The following is a 19,812-nucleotide window of genomic DNA, read 5'->3' as shown; positions in this document are numbered from 1 at the left end:
TTCCTTGGATGCCAATCAGTGATAACGATTATCATTATCCATCATATATTACTGGAAGAACCCAAGGTTTGTCAACGGCAGGGCCGTATTGGAAGGGATGCAGTTGATTGGGGAATGAGGCACCGCCTGCAAAAATATTTTTACAGACCCGCTTCTTTTTGTTTACAAAAAATGAGAGGCTATCACTCAGTCATTTTCATGACTTATGGGACAGCCTCCCTTGAAAAAACTCCTTTGATGTTTATTGCCAATTAAAGACGTTCATTAACATAACCACAACTTCTGCTCTTGTTGCGCTGGAATCCGGCTTAAAAGTTCCGTCGGGATAGCCATTAATCACTTTATTTGATGCTAAAGCCGCAATACTTTCCGATGCCCATGCCGGGAGCGTATCATCGAAGGATTTAAAGTTTTTACCATCAACTTTAAACTTATACGCATTTTGAATTAAAACTGCTAGCTCAGCCCTTGTTATATCGGAATCAGCATTTACATGATACGCTCCGTTAACTAACGAACCGTCAATCAGCCCATGCACATATGCCGCGGCAAGATAAGGCTTGCTCCATTCCGGTACGCTATCCCAATCCGCAAAATGCGATGAGGCTTTATCCAATGCGGATTTATCGCCGATATCCAGCTTCTTGGCTCGGACTAACATGGCTATAGCTTCATTCCTGCGTGTATGACCGTTTGGTTCAAAAGTAGTAGCTGTTCTTCCGTTTACAATACCCAGCTTATAAGCTTTTTCAATGGCTGCTTCTGCCCAAGGAGTTTCCGTATGTACATCATGAAAGACTACATTCATAGATCCGCTACTTTGCGTCGTGTCATCAGTTGGAGTCGGATTCTGAGATGTACCGGATGCGCCGCCGCCTGAATGTCCAGACATAGAAGAACCGGAACTGTTATTGCTTGCGGTTCTTGATATGACAACATCATCTTGCGTAAAATTCCCCGCGGAATCCAATGCAGTTATCGTACTGTAAGCCTGACTTCCACTGCTTAATGTTCCCTTAATTGTGAAAATGCCGTTCTTGTCGGACGTTACCCGATTTGCGAAATTATCCATAACTGTAATATTCGGCAGGGTACTTCCCTGAATCAGATAATTGCCGGTTTCGTCGGTATATACCGTCCCTTTTGCATCCGTATTAATGAACAGTACAGGCGGCAAATCATTAACATTCACCACAAGTTCGCAGTTCGACTTATCGCCGTTTTGATTTTCGGCAACAATGTGAATGACGCTTGAAGGGTTTGTATCGCTTACCGAGACAGGTACTGAAATATGATTCTCGAAATCGCTGCTGCTGTAAAGGGTCCTAAAGTTTGGCATACCCGTTGCATCATCATAGGTTCCATCGCTTTGAGATACGGTAAACTTGCCGCTCATGCTTTGAGCTGTCCCGTCTGCTTGATTGACATGAGTGGAAGAAATACCGAGCTTAAAGTTCCCGTTGACAACCAATACCTGATTATTTTGAGCATTTGTTGTCATCTTTCCTATATCAGATGAAACATGGATGATCGGATAATCAGGAACAGGCACAAACGTAATGTTTGAAACCGTCGGATTCCCATAAATGACAGGTGAATACGTGCCGGTTTTTTCAACACTTGCATAAGAAGTTACAGCAAGCTTGTAACTGCTGCCGGCTTGCATGCCTCCAAAATCAAGGGTAAACACACCTTTTACCGCTTGATCTGATGTAATATTATATTCGATAGCTTTGCCTGGATGAGAGATTCGATTGCCCGTTAAGTGTCCTTGATCGTCAATCTCATCCGTATAGGTTAGAGGCGACATGACGGCTTTACCTTGATCATCATACAAGCTAACAACATAACCGTCAGCATTCGGAACCGCATTCCATTTCGCTTCAATGGCTCCGCCGCCGCCCGCCTTCACGGATACGGAACTTACCGAACCCGGCGCAAGAGGATTCGTTACCGTTAACGGCTGCTTCGCGTTCATGCTGGAATATGGAATGGCACTCTCCGTACTGCTCTTAGGTATGGCGATCAAAGTCAGCCTTGGATAATACTCGCCGCTCTGCAAATAAGCCAAATCCTCCGGTTTGAATGTATAGCTGCCGCTTGCTCCACCGCTCACAACAGAAGCCGGGTCAATAGGAACCGTGTTGATTAAAACGCCAGGGCTTGCGTTTAATCTGTCTTCGCCGCTATCCTTTGACAAACGTACTTCAACTTGATAGCTTTCTTTGGCTATATCCAAACCTGTAAGGGCAAAGCTTACCGTATTGGAACCCGCGGCATAGGTCGTACTGTCTATTTCAGGAATCGGATTCACTGCAATAACAGCACTTGCAAAAGGCCGGCTGGACGAAATGCTCCAGTTCCCTGGCTCTCGTCCCAAGTTAATCATGAGGGTACCCGGTTTATCAGCAGCTTGATCCGATACAACCTCAGCATTGGCGTTCGGATCATTATAGAACATGGATCCGTCGGCCAAGGTTCTCGGATAAGTTAATCCGTAAGGATTGCCATTCGGGTCTTGCACAGAGATATCATTCGGGTCTGCTTTTACCAGGATCGCATAATCCTGCGATATACCGTCAGGCATGGTTATGGTATGAACCGTACCGGCATCGTTGGCGCTTATCGTTGGTTGAGCAGAAACCGATAAAGCCGCGACTTCATTCGCTATCGTTCCCGAAGCATTCGGCACACTTGTTGCTACAAGCGAGACATTAGATAAAACCTGATACTTCCCTACATTTTTACCATCTTCATCAACTACTTTTATCGTATTGCGAATTTCATTACGCTTTGCGGATAAAATGGAAACCCCTGCATTACCGCTTTGGTAGTTGTAGTGAGCCCCCAAACCGTGACCTAAAATACGAAATGAACCGTAAGCATCCGTTTTGCTCATTCCTACATCTATATTGGCGAGCGTTTTAGGTCCGATCGTAAGGTCGCCTAACGGGGAACTTACAACGTTAATTTCAGGAATCTGAATGGCAGCATCTAAATGACCGTTGACATTGTAGGAAGAATCCGAATTTAACGTAACATTTGCACGCCCACTTCCCTTTATGACTTGAAAGTTTTTAAGAAATGCGGCATCTGCAGCTACGTCAAAGGAAACGGACGACGGTTTCAGATAAATACCCGCTTGAAATTTTTGAAACACATCTACGCCCAGAAGCACAGGGTTGCCTGACAGCTGAATTTGTGAAGGACCAACCGAAAGCTCCATATCTTCAAAGCTCAGCAGTGTCTTTTTTCCGACATTGCCGACAACCATTTCGCCATTCAGTAGAAGCCTAATAGGAGGTATAGCGTCATAATTTCCTGATATCGTGTCCGCCAAGCCTGAAAAACCACCGCCGATTTTTGTAATATGACCAACTGGCGTAGCAGGCGTAACCGGAATCCCGGGTTCTTTCAATCCCATAATAATCTTGACCGTATCCGGAATGAAAGTGCCGCCACTGTTCTGCTTTAAAAGCATACTTGAGGAAAAGGATCCTATTTTTGCATCCAGATCAAATCCCAATCCGTATTCTTTCTCGTAAGTATTCACGGATGCATCAATTTTTGCGTTGACAGCTTCACTTTGTTTAAATCCCGGAATGATATTGGCGAACCCTTCTGGAGGGCTGATAGTGGCCTCGGCCTCTGCGCCTTTAAACACGATATTGCCTTTTAGGTCCTTACCGAATTCAAGCCTTTTGGCTTCCACAAAAAAACCAATTTGGCCTCCGCCCGGCTTCGTCACCCCCATATTCACTTTGCCTTCAAACATGATGGAATCCTTAAGCAAAAATGCGCCGTCTATTCTAGCGCCTAAACCGGAGCCAAGCGCTATCACACCAACGGTATACTTAATTTTCAATTCAATATTTTGTTGACTAGAATCCAACAAATCACCGGTTTCCGGGTCTTTTGCATAGGTGTCGATGTATTCTATGCCGTTCTCAAGGGAGATCGCTACATCCGCATTCGTCACAAAGGTCGTTCCGCCCGCAAGCATCTTGACATTACGAGCATCGACTGTAACATCGCCAACTCTTGAAACCGTGACAGTCATTGAACTGGTGCTGTCAGTCAAATAGCTGGTTACCATCGAGTTGATCATGGACGTCCCGGTAATCGTATACTTGTTGGTATTAGAATCATAGGCAACATGACCTGTAATGGTAAGGATCTTCGTTTTATTGCCCAGCATCTGATTCAACTCTGTATCATTAGCCGCGAGAATAACGGATTTGTTGTTAGATCCATCCGATACAACAACGAGTTCTCCAAAAGTTTTGTGCGATAATGTCTCTTTGGAATAAATGGTTATGGCTCTCTGCGCGCCGTTTATAGATATATAATAGGTCACGTCGTTGTTGCCCCGCGGCAGCATGTTTTGCGGTACACTGACAACCAAAGAGCTTGACGTTGCATTGGATACCGCAGCGCGCTGTGTCGGATTAGGCGCTGTGCCAATGTACACCTCGCCGGTTTGATCTATATTCCTCCCGCTTACGATGATGGAATTGAATAAGCTCGCCAATTGTGAATTTGGACTAATCGAAGTCATGACTTTGCTTTTTGGATCCTTAATCCCATTGACCACTACAGTAATGCTTTTAGGACGTCCTGAAGCATAAATATCCGAATTAACGCTGTATATGCTAATGTCCGAATTCTTTGGGTCTTGACCCTCGAAGGTACAATTAAAAGTAGTTTTTACGTCCGCCTTGTCGGTAACAATCACTTGTGCCGTATAGGAATCAAATACGTCACTCGGTGTGTTAACCGAAAATGTAAATGGTTGACCCATCAATACTACAGACGGAGATGCTGCAAATGTAACACCGGAATTACTGTTCGTATCGACTGGGATTCCAGGATCATACCTAAACTCGGCTACAACGGTTATTTCATCGTCTGCGTTTAAAATCGTTGATGCAGGAATAACTACTTTGCTTAAGTTAATTGTTGAGTTGTAATTATCACTGTCTTTACCAAGCGTTACCGTTTGAGTAAAATGATCCGAGTTTCGAATAAACAGTACGTCCTTCAAAGGGAAGCGAGGATTTCTATTTGTGATTGTAACGCTTAGTGTATCTCCGGGGAAATACTTCTTCACATTACTTACCACTGTGGCTCCGAGGTTAAATTTCGTCTGGGTGCTTATTGCATATCCCGGTATTGCTTCCACATTAATGGTAACGATGACATCGTTATACGGCATGGTAAAGTTGTACATTAAAGCAGCCTCTTTAGTAACTGGCAGGCTTTCATTTGTAAACGCCGACTTTACGCTGATACCTGTAATTTTATAAAATTTGGAACCGTTCTGGTCCGCAAATTTACTTAGATCAACGGTTACCTTATCCCCTACATAATCCGTAGCCGGCAAACCTCCAGCCGAGTTTACGAACCTTGTTCCCCCTGACAGAATCGGAACTACAACATTGTCTATCGTCGTTTTTACATGGATGTTGTGCGCCGAATTTGGATCGGTAGTTGATTTTACAACCAGTTTTACAGGCTCATTAGGCATTGTAAATGTATACTGAAATTTATGAATCGTCGTGTCCATGGATGTCGTCGTCAAATCAACCGCTTTTGATGTTTGGGTCCCGATGAATTGGACGCCGCCAGGAACAATTCCGTTGGAGGAAAGACTCAAGGTTAATTGATCTCCGGCAGCAAAATACTTCGTGCTGTTGTACTGGTTCGGATATCCATTTCTTGAGCTGTCCACATAATCGATTGTGCTTGTGAAATTGCTTGCTGAGCTTGTGTCGATCCCATGAGCGGTGCTGGTTGACACCGTTATCGTTACCGTTCTGTCTGTTTGGCCATGATCCCCTTTGATGTTAAGATTCAAGCCCCAAGCACTGTTGCTGTTATTTGGCGTTACACTTAACAGCACATTGCGTCCCCGATCGTCAACAGCCTGAATACTTGTAACCAATGCAGGATTTAATTGCAAGGAGGGAACCGCAGTATCAGCGGAAGTGTTCGCTAATTCGATGCTGAAATCATTTTTGTCGCTTAAAATGTTTACCCCCTGTGCGGGAATTTCCGAGCCGTTATACTTCGCTTTAATGAAAGATGAGAAATTAGCGTTATCCAACTTTACGGTTACTAAATTTTGATAGGTCACCGACCACGTGACGATAACCGTAAGCGTATCGTTGGAGGAAGCATTCGTTGATACTGTCGCCGTAAACGTGCCCAAGCCTAAATTTGTAATTTGACTTGACAGGTCCTTCGCTCTGCCTTTCTCGTACACGCGCGCTGCCGGGTCAAATGCATAACCTGCATCCGCTGTAAGCACATACTTGGTCATATATACTGTATTAAGCTCAAATGTGCCGCTTGCCGGTGCATAAGACCCTCCACTCTTGGCCCATGTTACACCTGCTGTCGCATGATTGTATGTATTGGCTCCGTCAGCTTGAGCTGCTCCTGTGACAGGGGCAACTGTTCGGATCGATAGATCGGTTGGAGCTATTGTTGCCTGTGGAGTTGCATTCGCTTCGTTGGAGTAATCGCTGTTGCCCCCGGCGTTACTTGCTTGTACGACGAAATAATACCTCGTTCCGTTCGTTAGACCCGCTGCCGTGTAGCTGTTGGTTCCCCCGCTTACGGTCGCAACCGGAGCAGCACCATAGTTGCCCGTTGCCGTTCCCAGGAAAATATTGTATGTGCTTGTCCCCGAAACGCCGCTCCAGCTTAGCGTCACTTGTCCGCTACCAGCTGTCGCTGTCAGTCCCGCCGGTACAGCTGGCATTCTCTCTACTGTCACCGTATACGTTTGGGTCGTACCGTCCTGCGCCGTCACCACGACTGCAATCGGGTTGCTCCCAGCGTTCAAGGTGATGGCTCCCGAGGCCGAGCCGCTCGATACGGTATTGCCGCTCACCTTCACCGTGGAGGTACTGTCACTCACGGTCGGCGTTATCCGAATGCTGCTCACGCTGCTTGCCACACTTGCCGTGTAGCTTGTCGTGTCCGACGCAAATGCCGGACTCAGGCTGCCGACGGACAACGTCAAACCGCTCAAGCTCGCGTTGCTGCTCGATCCTCGCGTTACTGTCACAGTGTACGTTTTTGTCGTGCCATCCTGCGCCGTTACCACGACCGTAATCGGGTTGCTCCCCACGTTCAGGCTGATTGCACCAGATGCCGTGCCGTTCGTCACGGGAGCGCCATTGACCGTCACGACGGCGTTGCTGTCGCTCACTGTCGGTGTGACCGTGATGTTGTACACACTGTTCGCTACGCTTGCCGTGTAGCTTGTCGTGCCCGACGCAAACGCCGGACTCAGGCTGCCGACGGACAACGTCAAGCCGCTCAAGTCCGCATTCGCTTCGCTGACCGACGCTCGCGTCACCGTCACCGTATACGTTCGGGTCGTCGCACCATCCTGCGCCGTTACCACGACCGTAATCGGGTTGCTCCCCACGTTCAGGCTGATTGCACCAGATGCCGAACCGCTCGGCGCAAGCGTGCCGTTGACTGTCACCGTGGCGTTGCCGTCGCTCACTATGGGTGTGACCGTGATACTGTACACACTGTTCGCCACACTTGCCGTGTAGCTTGTCGCGCCCGGCGCAAACGCCGGACTCAAGCTGCCAACGGACAACGTCAAGCTGCTCAAGTTCGCATCCGTACTGCTGCCCGATGCCCGCGTCACCGCCACCGTGTACGTTTGCGTCGTCGTACCGTCCTGCGCCGTCACCGCGATCGTAATCGGGGCGTTGCTCCCTTCGTTCAGGCTGATTGCACCAGATGCAGAGCCGCTCGTCACGGACGTGCCGTTGACTGTCACCGTGGCGTTACCGTCGCTCGCTGTCGGTGTTACCGTAATGCTGCTCGCGCTGTTCGGCACACTTGCCGTATAGCTTGTCACGCCGGGCGCAAACGCCGGACTTAAGCTGCCGACGGACAACGCCAAGCTGCTCAAGCTCGCGTTGCTGCTCGATGCACGTGTCACCGTCACCGTATATGTACGCATCGCCGTACCATCCTGCGACATCACCGCAACCGTAATCGGGTTGCTCCCCACGCTCAGGCTAATCGCTCCCGATGCCGAACCGCTCGGCACGGACGTGCCGTCGACCGTCACCGTCGCAGTGCTGTCGCCTACGGTCGGCGTTACCGCGATACTGCTTGCGTTGTTCGCCACGCTGGCTGTATAGCTTGTCGTATCCGGCGCAAAGGCCGGACTTAAGCTGCCGACGGACAACGCCAAGCTGCTCAAGCTCACTGCCCGCGTCACCGTCACCGTATATGTACGCGTCGCCGTCCCATCCTGCGACGTTACCACGACAGCAATCGTGCTGCTCCCCGCGCCCAGGCTGATCGCTCCCGATGCCGAGCCGCTCGGCACGGCCGTACCATTGACCGTCACTGCGGCGGTGCTGTCGCTCACTGTCGGTGTTACCGTGATGCTGCCGGCACTGCTCGCCACGCTGGCCGTGTAGCTTGTCGTGCCCGGCGCAAAGGCCGGACTCAGGCTGCCGCTCGACACCGTCAAGCCGCTCAGGTTCACATCGTTGGATAGGCCGACTTTCCGAATTCTGCCGTAATTCGATATATACAGATTACCGATGCTGTCTATAGCTACTCCATAAGGGCTGGACAATTGGGCAGATGTCGCAGGTCCCCCGTCTCCCGAATAGCCAACAGTCCCATTGCCCGCAACCGTGGTGATTTTGCCCGACGTATCCACTTTCCGGATCACGTTGTTCCACATGTCTGCTATATACAGATTACCGATGCTGTCAAAAACTATATCCTGTGGGTCGGACAATGCGGCTGATGTTGCAGGCCCCCCGTCTCCCGTATAGTCATATGCCCCCGAACCCGCCACTGTGGTGATGATGCCGGACGTATCTACTTTCCGAATCACTTCGTTACCATAATCCGTTATATACAAATTACCGCCGTTGTCAAACGTGAGTCCCATCGGGGAGTACAATTTGGCCGACGTCGCAGGTCCCGTGTCTCCCGAATAGCCAGTACTCCCCGTGCCCGCCACCGTGGTGATGATGCCTGACGTATCTACTTTTCGAATCCTATTGTTTTGAGAATCCGCTATACATAGATTCCCGCTGCTGTCAATCGCTAATCCGGTTGGACCGTACAATTGGGCAGACGTCGCAGATCCTCCGTCTCCCGAATAGCCGGCACTCCCCGTTCCCGCCACCGTGGTGATAATGCCTGACGTATTCACTTTCCGTATCCTGTTATTCTTCGAATCCGCAATGTACAGATTCCCGCTGCTGTCAATAGCTACTCCCCACGGACCAGACAATTGCGCCGACGTCGCAGGTCCTCCGTCTCCCGAATAGCCGGCGCTCCCTGTGCCTGCCACCGTGGTGATGATGCCAGACGTATCCACTTTCCGTATCCTATTGTTGTCCTGAGCCGCTATGTATAGATTCCCACTATTGTCAAAAGCTATTTTTCTCAGATTGCCGCCCAATCCGGCTGACAACGCAGGTCCTCCATCTCCCGAATAGGCGCTCCCATTGCCCGCCACCGTGCTTATGATGGGGGCGGCGGCGGCATAGGCTGTTTCTCCCGACAGCGCAGGGAACTGTATAGCTATCAACAGAATAACCAGCACACTGGCTATCGTCTGTTTTACCTTTTTACGCATTCTTTTTCCTCCTATGAAACTATGCTGGAATCAGGTCTCTAGTTCAAGCCTTGCAGATGAAGGTTGAGGCATACGTTTAACATGCGAACAATCATCGCGACGGCCTGCTCGCGAGTAGCATTGGAATTCGGATAAAACTTGCCGTCATCCGCGCCTGTAACGATCTCTGCGCCAGTCAATTGTTCGATATACGGACGAGCCCAACTGCTTGATATATCTGAGAAATGAATGTTTCCGACTGCCTGACCGAAAATGATCGTACGCGCCATGACGGCCGAAATCTCAGCGCGGGAAATCGGCCTGTCCGGCTTGAATAATCCGCCACCCACACCGTCGATCACGCCGGCTGCCTTCAGCACGGCAATGGCCGGTTCGGCCCAATGCCCTTTCGTATCGGCGAATGTCGCATCGGAACCGCTCGTCGTGTCCAGAAGCAGAGCTTTCACCATCATCGTAACGAACTCGGCGCGAGTAACCAGATCACTTCCGTGGAAGTTTCCGTCAGGCCTTCCTTCAACAATGCCCAACTGCTGAGCAAGTTGAATCGCCCCGGAACTCCAGCTATTAGCGAGGACGTCCGAGAATGGCTTTGGTGCGGTCAAATGTAAAGCAGCTTGATCCGTTTCTCTCACCTTCTGAGTATCCGTGATTTTACCGTTAAGAACGGGTCCATTCGATCCAGGCGGTACTCCATGATCGCTTCCATTGCTGTTGTCGCTTGGCAACGGCAAGCTACCCTGGTCCGCATTGCCACTACCGCTGTCGCTAACGTCTCCAGCACTTGGCGCTGCCCGAGTTACCGTCACCGTGTACGTTTGGCTCGTCGTGCCGTCCTGCGCCGTCACCCCGACCGCAATCGGGTTGCTCCCCACGTTCAGGCTGATCGCTCCCGAGGCCGTGCCGCTCGGCACGGTCACGCCGCCCACCTTCACCGTCGCGGTGCTGTCACTCACGGTCGGCGTTACCGTGATGCTGTACACGCTGTTCGCCACGCTGGCCGTGTAGCTCGTCGTGCCGGGCGCAAACGCCGGACTCAAGCTGCCGTTCGATAGCGACAAGCCACTCAGACCTGCGTCGCTGCTCAACGCTCGCGTCACCGTCACCGTATACGCCCGTGTCGTCGTGCCATCCTGCGCCGTCACCTCGACCGCAATCGGGTTGCTCCCCACGTTCAGGCTGATCGCTCCCGAGGCCGTGCCGCTCGGCACGGTCACGCCGCCCACCTTCACCGTCGCGGTGCTGTCACTCACGGTCGGCGTTACCGTGATGCTGTACACACTGTTCGCCACGCTGGCCGTGTAGCTCGTCGTGCCGGGCGCAAATGCCGGGCTTAAGCTGCCGACGGACAGCGTCAAGCCGCTCAGACCTGCGTCGCCGCTTAACGCCCGCGTCACCGTCACCGTATACGCCCGTGTCGTCGTGCCGTCCTGCGCCGTCACCACGATCGTAATCGGGTTGCTCCCCACGTTCAGGTTAATCGCTCCCGAGGCCGATCCACTCGGCACGGGCGCGCCGTTGACCTTCACCGTCGCAGTGCTGTCGCTCACTGTCGGCGTGACAGTGATGCTGTACACACTGTTCGCCACGCTCGCCGTGTAGCTCTTCGTGCCCGACGCAAACGTCGGACTTAAGCTGCCGTTCGACAACGTCAAGCTGCTCAAGTTCGCATCGTTGGAAGGGCCAACTCTCCGAATCCTGTAGTTATTCGTATCCGCTATATACAGATACCCGTTGCTGTCAACAGCTACTCTCCATGGCTGAGTCAATTTAGCCCCCGTCGCAGCAAATCCGTCTCCCGAATAGCCATTACCCCCATTGCCTGCCACCGTGGTGATGATGCCCGACGTATCTACTTTCCGTATCGTGTTGTTCCCCGCATCCGCTATATACAGATTCCCGCTGCTGTCAATAGTTACTCCAAAAGGGCTATTCAATTGGGCCGACGTAGCCAATCCTCCGTCTCCCGAATAGCCAGCGCTCCCCGTGCCCGCCACCGTGGTGATGATGCCCGACGTATCTACTTTCCGTATCGTGTTTTGACCACCCGTGGCTATATACAGATTCCCGCTGCTGTCAATGGCTATTCCATATGCGCCCCCCGTGCCTGCTACCGTGGTAATGGTGCCCGATGTATCTACTTTCCGAATTCTGTTGTTACCCAAGTCTGCTATATACAGATTCCCGTCGCTATCAACGGCTGCTTCAGAAGGGGTATTCAATTGGGCCGACGTCGCCGATCCTCCGTCTCCCGAATAGCCAGTAGTCCCATTACCTGCCACCGTGCTGATGATGCCCGACGTATCTACTTTCCGTATCGTGTTGTTGTTCGCATCCGCTATATACAGATTCCCGCTGCTGTCAATAGTTACTCCAAAAGGGACACCCAATTGGGCCGACGTAGCCAATCCTCCGTCTCCCGAATAGCCACCAGACCCATTACCCGCTACCGTGCTGATGATGCCCGTCGATTTATCCACTTTCCGAATCCTGCAGTTAAACGTGTCCGCTATATACAGATTCCCGCTGCTGTCAATAGCTACTCCTCTCGGGTTAGTTATTTTGGCCGACGTCGCCGCGCCCCCGTCTCCCGAATAGCCAGCAGACCCCGTGCCCGCCACTGTGGTAATGATCCCCCTACTAGTAGCAGCATACGCTTTTCCCCCGGACAGTTCAGGCAGTTGTATCGCCATCAACAGAAAAACCAGTACACAGGCCATAATCTGTTTTACCTTGTTACGCATTCTTGTTCCTCCTTTTGAAACTTTGGCAAGAACAAGATTATACGAAAAGCGACAAAAGCACATCTATAGAAAGTTATAGACTCGACAAATAACGCTCATTTTGTCAAAAAAAGTCGATATCTTCCCTGATCAAAATAAAGATAGGCTGTCACCGATTTCCTAATGAAATCAGCAACAGCCCACCGTTTGTGAAATCGATTGAACCTAGTTCAATAGTTGAAGTTCCCTCGCCTTTTTGATTGCCTGCACTCTTTTATTGACTTTCAGCTTTCCATAGATGTTATTTGCGTGGCTTTTTACGGTTCCTTCCGTAATGTCCAAATGCAACGCAATTTGTTTGTTGGACAATCCTTCAGCCATGAGACGAACAATCTCCAGTTCGCGACTCGTTAGCAATTCGACCAGAGTCTCGTCTGCTTGATCTGCGTTCATAATGGAATTCCCATGGTGCTTTAATTGCCATAGCCTTAGATACACCATTCGCGAAAATATCATTTCCAGCACAACTAATCGATCTGCCGTAAAAGCATCGGAAATTAAATTATTTTCCAAATACAAGACCCCGTCCCGGTGGTCCAAGTATCGAACAGGCAAACACAGAATCGATCTGGGCCGCTTCTCTTGGATATGAGGATCCGTTGCAAACAAACTATCACTTGCTTCACCAAGAATAACAAACTCCCTCGTTTTCATGACGAATTGAACGACCGAAGCCGCATAATCGCTCCTGCTATCCATAAAGGCCTTCCGCTCGCGGTTGATCTCTTGCTGAGCCTCTATGACCAATTTCCCCTGATTGCTGAGTAGGACCAGTCCTCTCTCGGCACCGGCATTACGGATAGCCAACTGCAGGAAGGTCTCCAGCAACTCCGTTTCTGCCAGATCCCCAGATTGGATTTTACTGGCTTGCCGAAGTATCTCCATATCCAGTTCTCTTCCCAGTTCAGCATGGAAATTGCCGTTCCCCTGCTGCATCTCCATCGCTGTACTTCTATCGGAAACTTCAGTCTCGTCCCACTCATGGAATGAAAGTGCTGCAAGTGCCGGAAAGCGCTTCTGTAAGCTATTCAACTTCCCGGTTGCCCCCCACTTGAAGTAAGCCTTGCAGGCATTCCGCAGATACGCTTCCGCCAATGGATGATTGTTCAATGCCAGGTGAAAGTTAGCTGCCAGTTCCGCGGCAATCGCTTCATCTCGTGGATAGCCGCTTTCATGAGCCCATTGAATGGCTTGATCATACAGCTTCGCTGCCTTCGCATGATCGCGATTGAGACGTGCCCATTCCGCCAGCATCAGCTTATATTTGGACAAGGTGCTTTCCGGAACGACCTTTGTCCATACCTTCATCCGAGCCAGCAATTTATTTAAAACTTTACGATAGCTGCTTTTCACAGGATCCGAAGCGTCGGGATATTCAGCCATGATTGCCAATGCATGATAGAAACAGTGTCTCTGATTGAAAGACAGCACGCTTTGCGTCTCGAATTTTACGGATGCTTCAGCAAGAGCCACAGCTTCTGAATAATTGGCATATAAATAATTAACCTCAAGCTTGCAAGTGTAATACAAATAGAGATTTGATTTGTACGTTTCGTTAACGATTTCTTCACGCAGCAGCTCGTCCTCATCAAAATGCTCACTGTTGAAAGTCATTTTCGAATCGGTGGCGCTTTGTAACATGTATACGTATTGCTTGGTTAGGTAAAGCACCCTTTGGGTCATTACGTCTAGCGATCGAATCGCTTTTTCCTCGTATACATGACATAGATGATTCAAGTGCCGCAGATCTTCGCTGCCCGTAATCAATTGTGAAGATATCGCGTAACCTGCATAAACCATATCTCCGCCTTCCAAGCTTAACTGTCCCGCTTGCTCAAAATAGCTGTCCGACTGTTGAGGCCGTAAAAATTGCAACATCAGTCCCATGATACAATGCATTTTTCCTTTTAATAACACACTATCTATTTTCTCCGCATGATGAAAAGCAACCTCGGCTAAACGCAATGCCGGTTTGTAGAGTTTTAATCCGAAGCACAAAGCGATCGCATAAGAACCGAGCGCAATGGAAAAAGCCTCCGAATTGCCATGCTTTAAAGACATTCGTACATATTTGGCAAACACAATGAAAGACAATTCCTTATTGACAATATACAGAATGGGCGATGAGGCCATGACAATATCCGCAAGTGCTTGCTGCCTGGGATTGCGGCTCATCGGCAAGTCCTTTAAAAGCCCCCGTTTTATCGAAAGCCGTAATTGCGTCTTCGTAATCTCAGCCAGGATGGAGAGACTCGTAGATTTCGAAGGGATATGCAAACCAAATTCCGCCATCGCTTTTAGGGCAATTTGACAGGCTTCACCCTCTCTTTTGCGAAAAGCATACATCGCAATCTGGATGACATAGATTTTGGCCCGATCCGCCGGATTTCTCGCATGCAGCAGCAATTGATCCAGAACAGCCTCCGCTTGCTCAAAATAACCGCAATAATATTGGCATTCCGAGCTTTCAAGCAAGAGATTAAAATACAGTGCATCCTGCCGGGACCCCCCCTCGCCCTCAACCAATCGTGCCCCCTTGTTCAATAGTTCCAATGCTTGGCTATATGCGGCGGAAGCTTTCGCCCTCTTTCCCGCTTGCAGGTTAAGATGAGCCAATTGGTTCACTTCCGCTGGCTCCGTCATGTACTCGCTGCCCGCATTCAAATGATGGACGAGCTCGAACAAACGGTCGCCGGCGTTGTCCGGATGAAGAGACTGCAGCATAGAACGACCGATTTTTAAGTGAACCCGCTTTTTTTCGCCATCCGACAGCAGATCGCAAGCAGCTTCCTGTACTTGATCATGCAGGAACCTATATCCGTGTTCTTCGGCCACTATCAATCCTTCGCTTACCGCCGGCAGTAAGTCTTGTTCCGTGCGCAGGTTGGATTCCCCATACAGAGCTGAAAGCATCCTAAGATCAAAAGAGCTGCCCAAACAGCCCGCCAACCCCAGAATTTGACGAGTTTCCTCCGGAAGCGTTTCAAATCTTTTCATAATCAGATCAGTGACATCATGAAATCCTTCCAGTTGCCTGATCCCCTCAAGATTCCAATCCCAACAAAGCTCATCGGAGTTAAAAAAGAGGAGCCTTTGATTATAGTACGTTTGCAGCATTTGTGTGAAATAAAAGGGATTCCCCGCTGTTTGCCGATAAAGGACCTCCGCCAGCCGTTTTACTTCGCTTGCATCGTTATGCAGCATATCCGCGACATATCGGACAACGTCCGAATGCCCAAGTGCACGGATATTCATAAAATGATCACCGGTATTCAAGGAATCGGAAGATTCGAGAAATAACGTTCTGAAAACGTGACTCTCGTCAAGTTCGTCATCCCGATACGTCCCGATAATCAACACATGCTTCAGCGAGCCATGGTTCCATAAATCCCGAATCAGCTGAAGCGAGGCCGAATCCGCCCACTGCAAATCCTCTAGCCCGATCACGAGTGGATGCAGCTCGTCTGCAAAGGCCTTGATCAGATTGCCAAAAAGCACCCGGAACCGGTTCGTCGCTTCCAATGGAGACAAATTCTCGACCGGCCGCTGCTCTCCGATCATCCAGGTTAACTCGGGAATCACCTGAGTAAGCACGCTCCCGCTTTGCCCAAAAGCTTTTAACAACTTCGTTTTCCAGCGCGCTTGCTGTTCCTCCCCGCCCGCCAAAATCTGCCGAATCAGACCTGATAAAGCCGTAATGAGCGCGGCGTAAGGTTTGGATTCCTGATGCCATTCATATTTGCCGAGGGCCACATAGCCCTTATTTTGCATCACGTGCGTTTGAAGGGCTTTGACGAGCTTGGATTTTCCGCTCCCAGCATGACCGCCTATAAACAATAGCTCTTTGGAGCCTGAGCAGGCGCGTTCATACGCACCTATGAGCTGCTGCAACTCCAAGTCCCGGCAATAAAGCCGATCAGGCAACCGAAATCGGCCGCGTTCATCCACTTCTCCCAATAGAAAGGGATCGATTGTTCCTTTCTCTATCCATTGATCCGCGCATTTGTTCAGATCGTCAAGAAGACCGTTCACGCTTTGATAACGATCTTCGACTGATTTGGAAAGCAGCTTCATGACAAGGTCATTCAACACTTGCGGAATATCAGGGTTAACCGTCCGCGGAGGAACTGGCAGCATGGCCATGTGGGCATGTATCCAATCGCTGGCCGAATTTGCCTTCAGCGGAAGCTCTCCCGTTAGCAGTTCATAAAAAATAATGCCTGCTACATACAAATTACTGCGTAGATCAACTTTCCTCTTTATACGGCCTGTACGCTCCGGAGAAATGTAGGCAAGCTCTTCATTAGAAGCGCTTTGCCGGAGCGACCGCCTAAGCGTCAATTGCCCGTCTTCGAAGCGTACAAATAAATCTTCCGTGGTAATTGGGAGAAAGCCAACGTCGTTTTGATGCCACTCTCGAAGCATCTCCACGACTTGCAACGCTATGGAAAAAAATTGTTCGACAGTAATCGTATTGGTCTTTATAAACGATCTTAGCGTCAGTTCATATGCCGCATTCAAACCTTTAAATCCCCCATGTCCATAGTGCCAAGTGCGTTTTGCTAATAACTCTATTCTATCTCTTTTGGTCATAAAGCGCATCTTTCATCTTTTTGCAAGAACAGAAGAAGAGGCTATCCCATAAGTCACGGAAATGACTGAGGGATAGCCTCTCATTTTTTGTTGGCGTGATTGTCACAAAAATTAAATCGATTTGTAAACGTTTGCCATATTATAATTGCTTTCGAACTGGATACTGGCTGCCAGCAAATTGTTTCGAATCGTAAAATCGAAAAATATTTCTCCGTGTGTCCAGTTTTTCTTGTACTTCAGCGACTCGATCGCCATTTGGCGAAACGCTTGATACTGCGAATCGCTTAACCCCTTGTTGCTTACGATAAGTTCACCACCCTTGCCTTCAAGCGGCAAGTGCTTGATGCCAAACTTTCCGATCACGTTATTCCGAATTTGAATAAACACGGTACCGGAAGAAAGATAGATTAATTCTTCTCTGATTTCCCTAAAAACCAAATCAACCTGTCTGGCTAAGGGCAGTTGTTCTAGGTTCATCATTCCCCTCCTTCACTTTATCATATTTTCAAATATATGTAATTTCTGAGGCTGTAGACCTATTATACCTATTGCTTTCACAAATTTCAACACATTTTTACAATGTTTTAACAATCATTTAACATACCCATGAAAAAAGACCCATTCACTTGCGTATGAAGATGCCGTCGAGCAGTGTGCTTTTCGGTTTTTTTCATACACATTCGCGAGCTTTCCGGTGCAGCTTCGCCTGCTCTGCAGGCGCGTATCGCAACAAGAATTCCGGTCATATAGGCACAATTTCCCCCATGATTACAGTTATTTAGTACTATAAATATCCTCTGTAATTAAGACTTATCTGCTCTGATTTATAGTATATTTATCCTTAACGAGCCAATCGTTTTCTGTAAAATTTTGATTTTATTTGTCGTAATGTTATAGAATCTTTCCTGAGACAGTGCTATAATTTCAAACATACATCCTGAAATTCATACATACTTTTTACTCATTTCGCAGAGGAGTCGGTAAAATGAACCAATTATCTTCACTGTCCTTCAGGAAAAAGCTGCAGATCGGCTGTTACTCGCTAATCGGTTTGAATGTGATTTTCGTCCTGGCTCTTTTGCTTTTCCCGGATTGGAATCGCTTACTTGGCACCATTTTCCTAGTCCTCTTGGTCGTAGGCAGTTACCCTTTCATCTCTGTTTTCGAAAAGCAGCTTACCGAGCCTGTCGCCGAGCTGTCACGCATCGCGCTTCAAATCTCGAAAGGCGATTTCTCGCAAAAAGTAACCGTCTCCTCCGACGACACGCTAGGCCAGCTCGGGCAATCTTTTAATAAAATGATTGACAAGCTGAGGGATATTTTGCAAGAAACCGGAACCATCACCAAGCAGGTGTTCAACACGAGCAGAGACATTTACGTAAAAAACGAAAACTTCCGCCTGGTGCTCGAACAAGTCAGCGTATCCGCCCACGAGCTCGCCTCGGGAGCGGGACAAATATCGGAGGAAGTATCCGGCGCCTCCATTACATCCAAAGAAATCGAAACGAAGATCGAAGTCTACGCCGCTTCGGCCGATGAGATGAAACAGCGTTCGGATCAGATGATGAGCCTTGTGGAAAAAGGCCGCACTTCCGTCGAGAGCCAGGGCATAGGCATGAAACGGAACGTGGAAGTTACGCAACAAGTTTCCGAAACGATCGACTTGCTGGCAAAGCAGGCCGCCGGGATCGGCAATGTCACCCGGTCGATATCCGATATCGCCGAGCAGACGAACCTGCTCTCCCTCAACGCTTCCATTGAAGCGGCGCGGGCGGGTGAGCACGGAAAAGGCTTCGCGGTAGTCGCCCAGCAGGTGCGGAAGCTGGCTGAAGAGTCCACCTCGCTGACCCGCGAAGTGTTCGGTTTTGTCAAAAGCATCGAGCAGGGCATCCAGGAAGCGATCCGCAGCATCCAGATCAATGAGGATGTCGTCAACAAGCAAACCGTCTTGATCGATCAGACGGAAAAAGTTTTTGCCGAGATTGTGGACAGCGTCGGATTTATTTCCGAAGGAATTACCCGCTTCGCGAATGAAACCGCAATCATGCTCTCCAATTCGGAGCAAATTGCCGCTTCCATGGAGAACATATCGGCGATTACCGAACAATCCGCCGCCGGCACGCAAGAGGTGTCCGCATCGATGAACGAGCAGATCGGCACTGTGCAGGATATCGTCAAGCAAACGGAAGAGATGACGCGCATCGTCACCCAACTCCAGCAAACGATCCAGATTTTTAAGCTGTAGCCGTTGATACTCGCTTTGCGCGGCTACGCCCCGGACGATGCGGCTGCCTTTTTCTCGGGCAGCATGCCCTTTTACCCGATCCATGGGGCTTTTGAGAAATTTGCCTTCTAGAGCCGGCGATTCACTGGCTTCACGTGCAAAAACCTGCGAAAGTGCAGGCTTTTTCCTTAGAAATGGTTCGTTTTGGCGAAAAGCCTGCGATTGTGCAGGAATTTTCGATAAAAACGAGTCTGAGCCCATGTTCACGGCGAAAAGCCTGCACATTTGCAGGAATTTGTCGTAGCCGGCGTATCCATCGAGCAAAAACTGTATTTTTGCAGGTTTTCTTCGCGCGACCCGGCAGATGGTGCGACCGGCTCTAGCGCGTGGGTTTCTCCACCGCCTGACTTTCGCAGGTTTTACCGCGCTCCGGCCGCCGGGCGATCGTTCACAGGTTTTGCCGCGCTCCGGCCGCCCGCGGCGAGCATTCGCAGGCTTTGCCGCGCTCCGGTCGCCCGACGAGCGTTCGCAGGTTGTGCCGTCGTCGTTGGCGGCCAAGCGAAGCCCGTTGC

At 49.6% G+C, this 19,812-nt stretch carries 6 protein-coding genes; 2 read left to right on the top strand and 4 right to left on the bottom strand.

Translation table 11 applies throughout. The annotated features are described in order from the left end of the window. Nucleotides 1-18 precede the first annotated feature (18 nt). Complete coding sequence (locus tag AC6RNO_RS25020) at nucleotides 19-255, top strand: hypothetical protein (RefSeq protein ID WP_474680040.1); 237 nt, start codon at nucleotides 19-21, stop codon at nucleotides 253-255. Here the strand turns inward: AC6RNO_RS25020 and AC6RNO_RS25015 are convergent. The 4 genes from AC6RNO_RS25015 to AC6RNO_RS25000 form a co-directional block, all read right to left on the bottom strand. Then, the gene (locus AC6RNO_RS25015) at nucleotides 242-9,643 is read right to left on the bottom strand and encodes a cadherin-like beta sandwich domain-containing protein (RefSeq protein WP_497107137.1); all 9,402 of its coding nucleotides are present in this window, start codon (nucleotides 9,641-9,643) and stop codon (nucleotides 242-244) included. The two genes, AC6RNO_RS25020 and AC6RNO_RS25015, sit on opposite strands and share 14 nt — an antisense overlap. Before the next feature lie 38 nt (nucleotides 9,644-9,681). Beyond that, on the bottom strand, nucleotides 9,682-12,384 hold the full coding sequence (locus AC6RNO_RS25010) for a cadherin-like beta sandwich domain-containing protein (RefSeq protein WP_497107136.1): 2,703 nt from the start codon (nucleotides 12,382-12,384) through the stop codon (nucleotides 9,682-9,684). Nucleotides 12,385-12,588: 204 nt separating this feature from the next. Then, a complete protein-coding gene (locus tag AC6RNO_RS25005) occupies nucleotides 12,589-16,497 on the bottom strand; it encodes an AAA family ATPase (RefSeq protein ID WP_497107156.1) in 3,909 nt (1,302 codons plus the stop codon). 630 nt (nucleotides 16,498-17,127) lie between these two features. Continuing rightward, complete coding sequence (locus AC6RNO_RS25000) at nucleotides 17,128-17,493, bottom strand: O-methyltransferase (RefSeq protein ID WP_474680257.1); 366 nt, start codon at nucleotides 17,491-17,493, stop codon at nucleotides 17,128-17,130. A gap of 508 nt (nucleotides 17,494-18,001) precedes the next feature. On the opposite strand from AC6RNO_RS25000, the gene AC6RNO_RS24995 reads away from it, so the two are divergent. After that, nucleotides 18,002-19,261, top strand: coding sequence for a methyl-accepting chemotaxis protein (locus AC6RNO_RS24995; protein ID WP_497107135.1), 1,260 nt, complete (start codon nucleotides 18,002-18,004; stop codon nucleotides 19,259-19,261). Nucleotides 19,262-19,812 lie beyond the last annotated feature (551 nt).

The sequence above is a fragment of the Paenibacillus sp. sgz302190 genome, assembly GCF_059820445.1.
The sequence above is the reverse complement of the archived record's forward strand: the minus strand, read 5'-3'. Positions and strand labels throughout refer to the sequence as shown.

Coding starts and splice junctions, on each gene's coding strand:
- AC6RNO_RS25000 (WP_474680257.1), bottom strand. CDS start 17,493: ATGAACCTAGAACAACTGCCCTTAGCCAGACAGGTTGATTTGGTTTTT.
- AC6RNO_RS25015 (WP_497107137.1), bottom strand. CDS start 9,643: ATGCGTAAAAAGGTAAAACAGACGATAGCCAGTGTGCTGGTTATTCTG.
- AC6RNO_RS25005 (WP_497107156.1), bottom strand. CDS start 16,497: ATGAAGCTGCTTTCCAAATCAGTCGAAGATCGTTATCAAAGCGTGAAC.
- AC6RNO_RS25010 (WP_497107136.1), bottom strand. CDS start 12,384: ATGCGTAACAAGGTAAAACAGATTATGGCCTGTGTACTGGTTTTTCTG.
- AC6RNO_RS24995 (WP_497107135.1), top strand. CDS start 18,002: ATGAACCAATTATCTTCACTGTCCTTCAGGAAAAAGCTGCAGATCGGC.